Below are 12,391 nucleotides of genomic sequence, written 5' to 3' on the forward strand. Positions count from 1 at the left end.
AAGAGCAACCCGGACTTGAGCGGGTTGCCCTTGCTTGCCGCTATCTAGTTAAACGAACCGTTCTATAAGAAAGTTTCATACATCCCTGCGAACTAGACCTCAGACTGGGAGTTGTCCTGCTGCATAAGCGATACGTTACGCTGCGGGACGAACGTCGAGATGGCATGCTTGTACACCATCTGCTGCCTTCCTTCGCTGTCGATAATGATCGTAAAGTTGTCAAAGGCTTTGATAACGCCGCGGATTTGAAAGCCGTTCATTAGGAACACGGTAACCGGAATATTGTCTTTGCGCAATTGATTCAGGAACGTATCTTGAATATTGATCGATTTGTTCATTGGACGTTACCCCCGTCTAAAAAAGATTGATTAGAATGATATTCAAGATGATCTTGAAACTTTCCTGCTATTATAGCATGAATCGAACGTAAATTGTTGTGAAAATTTTCCCCTGCGTCAAACCAGTGAATATCCTTCATATGCCGGAACCACGATAATTGACGCTTGGCGAATCGTCTCGTATCCCGCTTGAGCCGCTCCACCGCGGCTTCGTACGAGCAATTACCGTTCAAATAATCGGCGATTTCCTTATATCCGAGCGCCTGCATCGGCACCGCGTGCGGCGACAATTCGCGAGCCAGCAGCCGTTTCACCTCGTCCTCCAGTCCTTGCTCCAGCATTTCGTCGATCCGCTGCTCGATCCGGCGATACAACACCGCGCGGTCCATCGAGAGTCCGATAATACACAATTCGAAAGGCGATTCCTTTTTCTGACCGGCTTGCTGATCCGAGAACGTCTGCCCCGTCAGATGGAACACCTCGAGTGCCCGGATGACTCGGCGAAGATCGTTCGGATGCAGCCGCCGCGCCGCTTCCGGGTCGACTTCCGACAGTTTCGCATGCAGCGCTTCTGCGCCATGCGCCGTGGCGAAGGCTTCTTGCTCCGCGCGGAAGAGCTCATCCGAACCGTTGTCGGCGAATTGGTAATCGTAACAAAGCGACTCGATATAAAGCCCGGTTCCTCCCACGATGAACGGCAGCTTGCCTCTCGCGGAGATCGCATTAATCGCTTCGCGCGCTCCAGCCTGAAAGTCCGCCGCCGAATAAGGTTCCTCCGGATCGCAAATATCGATCAAATGATGCGGGATGCCTTCCCGATCGGCTAGCGGCAGCTTCGCGGTTCCGATGTCCATTCCTCTATATACTTGCATGGAATCGCCCGAAATAATTTCCGCGTTCCATTGTTTGGCCAAAGTCAGGCTAAGGGCCGTCTTTCCGACCGCCGTAGGCCCGATAAGCACGAGCAAAGGCTGCTTGGGCCGGACCTGATCGTTCTCGCGGCGCGGCGCGGCGCCGTGTTGCTCAGTCAACGTGAATCACTCCATATGCAATTTTCGATGTATTGACATGTCTCCGTTCGAATCCAAGACGTTCGAATTCCTTGCTTCCTTGATGTTCTTTCATGATCACCGTTTTTCTAGCGACGCGTTTCGCCTGGTTCACGACTTCTTCGGTCAACGCATCCATATTCGCGATGGAGCGGAAAGCCCCGATCGCCGACGATTCCAGGATCGGCTGCCTGAACATCGGGTCGAAATACACGATATCGGCGCTGTTGTCAGGCTGATCGGCCAAAAATCGACTATGCTCGCGGCATAAAAGCCGAATGCGTTTCATCGCGGCGTCGACGTCGTCCAGCCCGGACTCGTAGGCCGCCAATCCTTCGCGCACGACCGCGCAAAGAATCGGTTCGCTCTCCAAGGCGACGACGCTGCCGGACTCTCCCACAGCATACGAAAAGACGAGCGCATCAGCCGCCATGCCGGCTGTGCAATCGATGACGCGGTCTCCAGGGAGGCATCCCGACAGCTCGATAAGCAGATCCGTCTCGCCTTTGCGAAGCCGCTTCACGCGTATGAAAGCCATGCTTGGATGGAAGTACAGCGGCGGTGCTTCATCCCCGTCGTAGAACCGGATTTCCCGATCCGTAACGACGATAGCTCGTCCGTCTCCGCTGCGTTCCAGCAGCTTGCGCACGGAAGCTCCGCGCCGCGGAACATGCTGGGCGGACAGCTCGACCGCCAGGCGCTTCGACTGCTCGATCGTCCGCATCGTCGGGACGGGCGCCGTCGTGACGATCATGACATCACCCTCTTGAACATTTTTTCCAGCTGATAGGTTGAGAGATGCACGATGATGGGTCGTCCGTGCGGGCAAGTATACGGCTGATCGCAGCGCGACAGTCGCGCGAGAAGCGCATCGCCCTCTTCGCGGGACAACCTGTCGTTCGCCTTAATCGAAGCTTTGCAAGAGCACATGATCGCGGCTTTCTCGCGCAGCTTCATGATGCTGATGGATTTGCGTTCCTGGATGAGCAGCTCGGCCATCTCCTCCAGGAGCGATTGTTCGTCGCCTTGAGGGAACCACTCCGGATAGGCGCGAACAAGGAACGTCTGCGAACCGAACGGCTCGATCTCGACGCCTGCCTCCGCGAACAGTCCGATACATTCCTTCAGTTGTGCGGCTTCGCCGGCTGTAAATTCCAGCGTGAGCGGCACGATAAGCCCTTGGCTTGCAGCTACAGGATTCCCAAATTTATGAAGGTAATATTCATAGTTGATTCTCTCGTGGGCGGCATGCTGGTCGATCAAATAAAGACCGTCGTCTGCCTGCGCTACGATATACGTCCCGTGATGCTGCCCGATCCAATGCAGTTCGGGAAAGGCCGGGGTCCCTGCGGCTCTTCTTGGCGGATTCGCAAGCTCCTGCTTGACGTCGTCCAGCCTGCTAGCAGGTGTTGCCGCTTCCGGATAAGCCGATTCGGATTCTGAATCATTCGTCTGTCGGGTTTCCGCGAACGAAGATTGGCTTGCGGCAGCGGTCTCGCGAAGCGTTGCCGAATGATCGGTTCCGCTGGCCGGTCTGGCATATAGCCTCTCGGCAGCGTCTCTTGGCACGTATGCCGATTCCCTATCGCTCCACGTGTTTTGCTGCGATACCCCAGCGGTACGCGGACCAGCCTGCGGACTCGCTGAGCGAGCCGGTGCAACCGGGAACTGCGGACGTTGAGAGCGATCAGAATCCAGCTGTTGCCGCTGATCGTGATGGTCGGAATACTGCGGTTGCTGCTGGTCGTTAGCGCCAGAATGCGGCGGTTGCCGCAGATTGGAGTACGTGGTAGGCGCTGGCCGAGACTCGAGGGTTTGCTCGGCGCCATCTGCGTCGGATAGAGCCGGACCGGCTCCCTGCTCACCTGCGGACTCCTCAAGTCGTTCCGCGATATGGAAGGAAATCGCATCCTGTACATAAAGCGGTTTGGAGCGCTCCTGCTTCCCGCCGGATGCGGGACCCGGGATATGGCGTTGAGCGCTTAACGCAGCTTTAACCGCGCGCTCGATAAGCGACCGCAGTTCAGCCTCCTTGCTGAAACGCACCTCCATCTTCGACGGATGCACGTTTACGTCGAGCAATCCGGGATGCATGCCAAGCTCCACGACGGCAAGCGGGAACCGGTTGATCGGCAGCAGCGTGTGATACGCTTGCAGAAGCGATTGATTGACCGCGTGGCTGCGGATGTAGCGACCGTTCACGACGACGGTGATGCCGTTCCGATTCGCTCGCGTCAACTCCGGCTTCGAGACGTATGCCGTCAGCTCGTAATCGGTATCCGACGCCGAGACCGGCAGCATTGCCTTGGCCGCGCTCGTTCCGTAGACGGCGGCAATGACCTGCAGCCTGTCGCCGGTGCCGAGCGTGCGCAGCAGCACACTTCCATTGTGCTTCAGCGTGATTGCGATTCCCGGATGCGCTAGCGCTACCCGATTCATGTAATCGGATATATGGCCGAGCTCCGTCTGAATCGACTTCATGTATTTGAGCCGCGCGGGCGTGTTGTAAAACAAATCCCGCACCGACATGTCCGTGCCTTGCGGCGCGTTCGCGGGTTCGACGGCGGTTGTTGTCCCGCCTTCGATAACGAGGCGCCTAGCCAGCCCGCTGCCGCTGTTCGCGGACATGCAGGTCATTCGCGACACGGCCGCGATGCTGGGCAACGCTTCGCCCCGGAATCCGAGGCTGGCGATGCGGAACAAATCGCTGCTCGTGGCGATTTTGCTAGTCGCGTGCCGCTGGAACGCGGTCGGCAGATCGTCCGCGTCGATGCCCCCTCCATTGTCCACGACCCGGATGAGCGACAGGCCACCCTCCTCGATCGTCACGTCGATTACCGTGCTTCCGGCGTCTACCGCGTTCTCGACCAATTCCTTGACGACGGAAGACGGACGTTCCACGACTTCGCCCGCCGCAATTTGGTTCGCTAGCTGCTCGTCCAGCACTTTGATTCTAGCCATTCCATGGCGCCTCCTTTCATGGTTCCGATCGGCGTCGCCGCCCTTACTCCCTGAGCTTGCCTTTCATGTCGTTCAGCCACTGCATCGCCTGCATCGGCGTCAAATTAAACAGATCCAGCTTGCGCAATTCTTCGGCCAGCTGCTCGGCTTTCGGAGAAGCTTTTCGTTTCGTCGAGGTCTCCGATGCGGCCGCCGGCTCCTCGAACATGGACAGCTGAACGATCGATCCGTTCTCCCGTACCTTTAGAACCTTCGTCTCTTCCGCAACATGCAATTCCCTTGCGGCAGCCGCTGCCGAGTATTCGACTCCTGCCGCTGTTGATCTGGCGTTAGCCGTTGCCGCGCGGCGGAATTCTCCTTCCGCCGTGTCGTCTAGCAGCTCATAAGCGCGTCCGATAATCGTTTCGGGCAATCCGGCGAGCTGGGCGCAATAAATCCCGTAGCTGGTGCTGGCCGCGCCGGCGACGAGCTTGCGGAGGAAGGTAACGTCGTCGCCGCTTTCTTCGACGGCCATTCTCGCGTTCCCGAGCGCAGGCAGCGATTCTTCCAAATGGGCAAGCTCGTGGAAATGCGTCGATACGAGCGCCTTGCATCCGATATGATGGTGAACGTATTCGATAACCGCCTGCGCGATCGCCATTCCCTCGGCGGTGGAAGTGCCGCGGCCAAGTTCGTCGATGATGACCAAGCTGCTCGCGGTCGCCTTCTCCGTCATGATCTGAATGTCTTTCATCTCGACCATGAACGTGCTTTGTCCGCCGATCAGGTCATCCGCCGCGCCGATCCGCGTGAAGATGCGGTCGATCAGCGGAATCTCCGCCGACTTCGCGGGCACGAAGCAGCCAATCTGCGCCATGATGCAGATGAGCGCCGCTTGGCGCATATACGTGCTTTTGCCTGCCATGTTCGGTCCCGTGATCAACAGAATCCACTGGTCGTCAAGCTGCAGCCTGGTATCGTTGCTAATAAACGGCGTTCCGTCCATCATCGCTTCCACGACGGGATGCCGTCCTTCTTCGATGCGCAGGTCGTACGATTCGGATACGTTCGGACGCGTGTATCTGCGTTCGGCGCTGACCGTGGCCATGGACTGGTAAACGTCAAGCTCGGCGATGATTTCGGCCGCGCGCTGCAAGCGATGCAGATGAAGCGCCAGATGGTCGCGCAGCTCGATGAAGCGGGCATATTCGAGATCGACCATTTTGTCCTCGGCTTCCAGAATGAGACGTTCCTTCTCCTTGAGCTCGGGCGTGACGAACCGCTCGGCGTTGGCGAGCGTCTGCTTGCGCTCGTACCTTCCCTCGGGCAGTGAAACCAAATTCGCTTTGGACACCTCGAGGTAGTAGCCGAACACTTTGTTGAATCCGATCTTCAGCGATTTGATGCCGGTCGCTTCTCGCTCCTGCCGCTCCAGCTCCGCCAGCCAGCGTTTCCCGTTCGTGCTCGCTTCCCGCAAGCTGTCCAAATAATCGTCGTAACCGCCGCGGATCAGGCCGCCTTCCCGTATCGAAACGGGAGGCTCGTCCACGAGCACGGTGTCGATCATGTCGGCCAAATCCGAGCAATCGTCAGAGCCGGCCACCAGCTCCTCCAGCACCGGCGATCCGGATGCGAGGCACAGGTTCGTAAGGCTCGGGATGCGGCGCAGCGACGACTTCAGCGCGATCAGGTCGCGGCCGTTCGCGTTGCCGTAAGCTACCCGTCCTACGAGTCGTTCCAAATCGTAAATCGGCTGCAGCTCGGCACGAATGTCTTCGCGAAGAATCAAGTCGCGGTACAAGGTCTCGACCGCGTCCAGCCGCTTGCCGATCGCCGAGCTGCTCAGCAGCGGCTTGTCGATCCATCGGCGCAGCAGGCGCGCGCCCATCGAAGTGCCCGTACGGTCCAGCAGCCACAGCAAGGAGCCTCGTTTGCTCCTGTCGCGCACCGTCTCCGTCAGCTCCAGGTTGCGACGGGTGTAGTGGTCGAGAATCATATATTGGTTCGGCTCATAGGAGCGGATATGTCTGACGTGCGACAAGGAACGTTTTTGCGTCTCGCCGAGATAGCCGGTCAACACGCCGAGCGCCGCGATCCTCGCGGCGGACGCGGTCACGCGGCTTAGCTCCTCTTCCCCGAATTGCTCCGTAAGGCCTTCGCGAGACATTGGACTGCGCTCCGTTAGCGGAACGTTACGCGTCCAGGCGGCGGATTCGCCGAGCTTCGACAGCAGCCTGCCGTCGCCGACCACTTCGGCCGGAACGTAGACGTTAAGCTCGTCGACTAGCACCTCGAGGTTTTCCGGGAAGGACGTCACATACAGCTCGCCCGTGGACAAGTCGCATGCCGCGAGTCCAAGAACGCCGCCGGCGCTTACGATGGCGGCAATGAAATTGTTCGAGGAGCCTTCCAGCTGCTTCGATTCCATGACCGTTCCCGGCGTCACGATCCGGACGATCTCGCGCCGGACGACGCCTTTCGCCGCCGCCGGATCCTCCACCTGCTCGCAGATCGCGACTTTGTAGCCTTTTTCGATCAACCGGTTGATATAGTTGTCCGCAGAATGGTAGGGAACGCCGCACATCGGAATTTTGGACGCGCCGCCGCCTTCCCGTCCTGTTAACGTAATCTCCAGCTCTCGCGATGCGTTGATCGCGTCGTCGAAAAACATTTCGTAGAAATCGCCCAAACGGAAAAAAAGAAAAGCGTCCTTCGCCTCTTCTTTCACCGCCAAGTATTGCTGAATCATCGGCGTGTAACCAGACACCGCCTTCGCCTCCTGCTATGTAAGGGATGAATGCGCCGGCTCGTACGGCCCATTCTCGTCGTTATGCAAAACACCAGACCTCTATTATACCAAGCGGAACAGATGTGCGCTATAACCTTGGCGGAAGGATGGGTTGGTGGCGAGAGCCAGTGACGAAGGGGTGTGAGGATGGGTTGGCGGTGAAAGTCTGTGGCGAAGGATAGAGTTTGCGGGATTGAGGATGACGGATGAGCCTGGATGGAGCTATCGAAATCAAGTTGGAGATGTAGATGGCAGTTTGATAGCATCCGGCGGCAAAAAAAGATCGCAATCGGCCAGCTATCTGGAGTTAGCTCATTTAAAATGCCCGGGACAAAACAAAAAACCTCGTGACCCTCCGGTTGGAGAAAGTAGGTACGCGAGGCGGATCTAATTGACCTCAAGACGCCTATTTGGCGGATTTAGGTACGCGAGGCGGATCTAATAAACCTCAAGGCGCCTATTTGGCGGATTTAGGTACGCGAGGCGGATCTAATAGGTAAGAGCCAATCGATTAGTCGTGTGCGCCTATCGTAAGGGGATCCGCCACTTTGCGCGAATGTCGACGCTCTCGTCCCATGTTTTGCCGCGGCGCGCGGCGTCGAAGAGCGGCTCGATGTACGGGGCGAGGCCGCGGTAGCTGTCCGTCGCGGCGATCGCCGACGCGACGTCGTCGAGACAGCCGGCAAGCTCCGTCCGGTCGCCGGCGTAATACGCCTCCGCGTAGCGCTCGTGCGAAGCGGGAACGCGAGGCATCGCCATCGCCTCGCGCGCGCACAGCAGCGCGAGCGCGAAGGCGGCTTTGGCCGCTGCCGGCGACACGAGCCAGCTCGGCAGCGTCCGGTACTCGAACCCGCCATGCGGCTGCAGCCGGAAGTCCCCGAGTACGCCGTACCGGGGACGACGGCCGCGCCCGGCGGGGTCCTCCACCAGCGCGAGCGGATATGCCGCGCAGCTGTCGAGCAAGCGGAGCAAGCGGCTCGTGAGCGCCGCTCCGCTGACGTGGATGTGCCCGCCGAGCGCGAGCCCCGGCACGGGCATGCCCCCGGCGACCCAGCGCAGCGTGGGGTCGCCGACCTTCGCGGCGGCGCGCGCGAGCAGCCGCCGCACGTTCGCGGCCAGCGCGGCCGGGCTCTCGGCCGGCTCAGGCCGCAGCTCGGCGACGGGATAGAGCAGCCGCCGCCCGACAAGCATGGCGTCCGCGCCCGCGGCGCCGCCGACGCCGAAGCCAAAATACCGCGATGCCTGCGCGACCTTGCCGCTCGGCATCAGCAGCGCATATTCCGGATCGGCGCCGAGGAGCAGGCGCCGATCCTCCATAACCGCGTTCGCCGCGTGCCAACCGGCGAACCGCGCAAGCGCCTCCGCTTGCTGCCGCTCGTCGCGCAGCCGCGGCCAAACCGCTCTGACGGCTAACCGCCCGTCAGAGCCCAGCGCGACGTCCGCCTCACCGACATCGAGGCGGAGCGCGTAAAGCGCGCGCGTCGCGGCGCGGACGACCGCTCTCATCGGCGAGTCGGACGGCCAGCGCTCCCGCGCGGCTAAGCTATCGGCCAATGGCGGCTTCAGCAGAGTGCCTGCCATCGGCCCGCCGCGCGCGTCCAGACGGACGAGTCCCAGCGGCGACAGGTGAAACAGAAAAACGCGAAAAACCCGCTCGTCCGGCAGCGCCGCGGCAACGCTGAGCCCCGACCGTCGGAGACGTCTTTTCCACTCCTCCTCGCCCAGGCGCATCGCCGTCCCAGCCCCTTCGTTGAGCAGCCATGCGCCGCGAATATCGGGCTCAGCAAGAAGTCGTGTCTGCGACATAGCGAATACGGCGTCGCCGGTCCGCGGCAATCGAAGCAGCTTTTTCCGCAATCCCCCGTTCCCGCTCGCCACCTCGTATACGGCCGTCAATCGTCCCCTCTCGCGATACTCCTTATCGACCGGAGTCTGACTGTTAAGTGCCGCGTGGGCACCAGCACTCGGCTCGATTCGTCTCGGACGCTCGTCCGACTCCTCCCACACCCAAGTTTCAGCCATCATCGACCCGCCTCTTTCTTCTTAATGAGAAAAACTCCTATCGGAGCAATTCGAGGATGTGGTAAAAAAAATACGAGGGCTTGCGCCCTCGAATCTGCCGAATGACCGGCATATAATGGCTTATCCGCGCCGCACGCGGAGCAAATCCTAAAGCTCGTCGTCCAGTAAATCGGAATCCAAATCCTCGAAGTCGCCATCATCGTCGCCGAGGCTGAAATCCAAATCCTTGTCGTCCAAGTCGCTGCAACCGCCTGGCACTACCGCTACGCAAACCTTCGTCTCGGCGATCATCTCCACCGCGAACTCGCGCTCCACGCGAACCGAAACGCCTGCTCCGTTCGACGTGATGTTCGCTTCGATGCAGTTCGGCTCTTGAAGCACTTCGGCGGATACTTCCTCCGTTGAAACCCTATGTTTAGGATCTACATACGAAAGAGGAACATTTTCGACGAATTGTACGGATTCTTTGGCTACTTCAGTTTGCGAGTTTTTGTTGTACGAATACCAGATGTTGATATCGTAAGTACCGATAACCTCAATACCGTCGCCCGAACGAACCGCTTCATACTGATGGTTGATAATCCATGCGCCCAGAATGCTGGTCGGATGGTGAGGCGGTGTAACGGTATGGGTAACAGTGGAAAACTTACGACCCTTGCCGCAGACAGCTTTCGTAATGATTTCTCTGCACTGTAGCTGTTTATCTGCAATAGTCATTCAATTAACCTCCTCCATACAATCATTCAATTAAAGTGTATGCAGTTCGTAGGCGTTTGTTGATTAAACGAGTCTAAACAAACAAATTTATTTTGTCTGCCTCCTGCCAGGCGCCAATCCCCGCAGGAAACGAGATTAGCCGACCTTAAATATCTGTTTGGTTCATCTATATTCCACTTCACGGGCAAATATGTACTCTATCAGTTCCAGCCGAGAGGACTCCCTCTTCTATAAGAGGTGAGGCGAATCGCCTCTCCCTGAATCAACCAAAAAAATGAATGGCTTTGGAAATTAATATGTGTTAGGATTTGAACGAGAACACATGTTCTTTGATAACTGAACATATGCGGTTGTAGCAGGTACTACTTGGCTCTGCTACGTAAAATGTTCAAGCCACCAATGCGCTTGAGATTCGTAAGAATCTACCTCCCAGCGCAAACGTATTCCCAAAGGAATTCCAATGGGATAGAGGGGCTGGACGGTAACCAGTCCGTCAATGTGTCAGCTCCACTGGTGTTAAGCAGTTTGATTTCGGTCAAATTGATACATCAGAAACCCCCGCTTCAATCGGAGCGTTAGCTCAAATAAGTGGTGGGAGTATTCATCTTCCTATTTCGTTTCTCGGAAAAAATATGACTAATCCTGTTAAGCCGTCCCAGCCTTCGCGGTCTCCGGTTTTTTCTTCAGCCGCTTCGCAATGACCAAATAACGATCTACTTCATGAAGGAGCGTCAGCAGCGCCGCGCGAATCTCGAACTCGTCCCTCGTCTTCGGCAGCTCCATGCTCCGGAACGAAGCCATCAGCTCGAATACTCGCTGTTCGGCGACGCCCACGTAGACGTCCGCCTTCACGTCGCTTGCGAGTCCGTCCAGCAGCTCCGCGATCAGCTCGCCCTGCGGCCACTTCTCGTAGACGAGCGCAAGCTCCGCGAGCATCTGCTGAATCGTGTCGAGCTGCTGGCGCCGCATCTCGAAGTACGTCGGCCAATACGGCGAGTCGTTCCAGTACAGGCGGTTCTCCCGGTAGCGGATGGCCAGCTGGGTTCCGGCTTCGATCGAGCGATGGGCGACGAGCAGTTCGCCCCCGTCCCATACATGCGACGGATCGCGCAGCGTATGCGCCATCTCGCGGAAGATGCTGCTGAAGTTCTCCTCCGCGTCGGCCCGTCTAGCGTTCAGCTCTTCTTCTTCCTTCGGCATGTACACCAGGTTGATGACCGTCGCCCAGCCAAGGCCCACGAGCAGAAGCATCACCTCGTTGCCCAGAATCGCTGCGTCGACCCTGCCATGATCGAATAAGTGGAACACGATGACGGAACTCGTCAGAATGCCTTCCTTCAATTGAACGCGCGCTAGCACGGGGAACGTCACCAGGATGAAGATGGCGAGCACCCAATAATGGAAGCCGAGCACCGTGAAAATAAACGATGCGAAAAAAAGACCCAGCACCGAAGCGAGAAACCGGCTGAAGGCGCTCTGAAGCCCTTTCATCCGCGTCACTTCGACGCCGAGTATGGCGAGAATTCCCGCCGAGAGCGGCGGCTCCAATCCCAAATAATAAGCCGTGTAGATGGCCGCGATTGCCGCGGCCGCTGTTTTGATTACGCGAATCCCCATAAGAAAGCCCCTCGAAAATGATAAAATGGTCATGTTTCCATTCCCATCCTACCGTTCCCGCCAGCCCTCCGTCAACCGCTTCTCCAGCGCGGCAACGAGCTGATACATGACAGTCGCTACGATTCCGATCACGACCAAGCTCGATAACACGAGCGTGAAGTTGAACACCTGGAAGCCGTAGATGATCTGATAGCCGAGTCCCATCTTCGCCACCAGAAATTCCCCGACGATGACCCCGACCCATGCCAATCCTACGTTCACTTTGAGCGTCGCGATCATGACAGGGAACGAGCCGGGCAGGATGACGAGGCGGAACAGTTGCGCCCGCGAAGCGCCGAACAGGCGGACGACCTTAATATAGCCGCTGTCGATTTCCCGGAACCGGTTATAAATGTTGATCGTCGTAATGATGACGGTGACCGACAAGGTAACCGCGACGATCGAGAGGAAGCCCGGACCGAGCGCAACGATAAAGATCGGACCTAACGCGACCTTCGGCATGCTGTTGAGAACGACCAAGTACGGATCGAAGACGCGGGATAGGAACGGAAACCACCACAGCAGAGCTGCAATGGTCGTGCCAACGAGCGTTCCGAGCGCGAATCCGGCGATCGTCTCCGATACCGTCGCTCCGACATGCGGCCATAAGCTTCCGTCTACGATCATGCCGCTGATTAACTTCACTATTTTCGTAGGATAACTAAACAAAAGCGGATCGATCCACTTGTTCCTGCCGGCCATCTCCCATAAGCCTAGAAACAGCAGCAACAATAGGATTTGTGTTATTCCGACCGTGCCACTTAGCCGTCTCGCCTTGCGCTTGTAAGCGGAATACAATCCGTCCATCAATGCGCGGCGGTCTTCCTTCACGCCCGATAAGCGGACATCGCCAAGCGCTGCGCCAGCTCGATCCGTCGCAG

Annotated in this window: 9 protein-coding genes; all 9 read right to left on the reverse strand. The window is 58.0% G+C overall.

All coding sequences use genetic code 11. The annotated features are described in order from the left end of the window. Positions 1-92: 92 nt before the first annotated feature. Positions 93-338: an RNA chaperone Hfq gene (gene hfq, locus RB620_RS01545; protein ID WP_087569310.1), complete on the reverse strand. Its 246-nt coding sequence runs from the start codon at positions 336-338 to the stop codon at positions 93-95. After that, positions 335-1,369, reverse strand: a complete 1,035-nt coding sequence (gene miaA, locus RB620_RS01550) for a tRNA (adenosine(37)-N6)-dimethylallyltransferase MiaA (protein ID WP_308091746.1) — start codon at positions 1,367-1,369, stop codon at positions 335-337. The genes hfq and miaA overlap by 4 nt, the downstream gene beginning before the upstream one ends. After that, complete coding sequence (locus tag RB620_RS01555) at positions 1,362-2,141, reverse strand: class I SAM-dependent methyltransferase (protein WP_308091747.1); 780 nt, start codon at positions 2,139-2,141, stop codon at positions 1,362-1,364. The genes miaA and RB620_RS01555 overlap by 8 nt, the downstream gene beginning before the upstream one ends. Then, positions 2,138-4,348 (reverse strand): DNA mismatch repair endonuclease MutL, encoded by a 2,211-nt coding sequence (gene mutL, locus RB620_RS01560; protein WP_308091748.1) that lies wholly within the window; start codon positions 4,346-4,348, stop codon positions 2,138-2,140. Before mutL ends, RB620_RS01555 begins: the two co-directional genes overlap by 4 nt. Before the next feature lie 43 nt (positions 4,349-4,391). Continuing rightward, positions 4,392-7,094: a DNA mismatch repair protein MutS gene (mutS, locus tag RB620_RS01565; RefSeq protein WP_308091749.1), complete on the reverse strand. Its 2,703-nt coding sequence runs from the start codon at positions 7,092-7,094 to the stop codon at positions 4,392-4,394. 546 nt (positions 7,095-7,640) lie between these two features. Beyond that, positions 7,641-8,972 (reverse strand): putative amidoligase domain-containing protein, encoded by a 1,332-nt coding sequence (locus tag RB620_RS01570; RefSeq protein WP_308091750.1) that lies wholly within the window; start codon positions 8,970-8,972, stop codon positions 7,641-7,643. 312 nt (positions 8,973-9,284) lie between these two features. Next, a complete protein-coding gene (locus RB620_RS01575; protein WP_308091751.1) occupies positions 9,285-9,854 on the reverse strand; it encodes an outer spore coat protein CotE in 570 nt (189 codons plus the stop codon). 645 nt (positions 9,855-10,499) lie between these two features. After that, complete coding sequence (locus RB620_RS01580) at positions 10,500-11,471, reverse strand: aromatic acid exporter family protein (protein WP_308091752.1); 972 nt, start codon at positions 11,469-11,471, stop codon at positions 10,500-10,502. Between the two features lie 48 nt (positions 11,472-11,519). Continuing rightward, positions 11,520-12,317, reverse strand: coding sequence for an ABC transporter permease (locus tag RB620_RS01585; protein WP_308091929.1), 798 nt, complete (start codon positions 12,315-12,317; stop codon positions 11,520-11,522). Positions 12,318-12,391 lie beyond the last annotated feature (74 nt).

The sequence above is a fragment of the Paenibacillus sp. LHD-117 genome (assembly GCF_030929555.1).
GTDB lineage: Bacteria > Bacillota > Bacilli > Paenibacillales > Paenibacillaceae > Pristimantibacillus.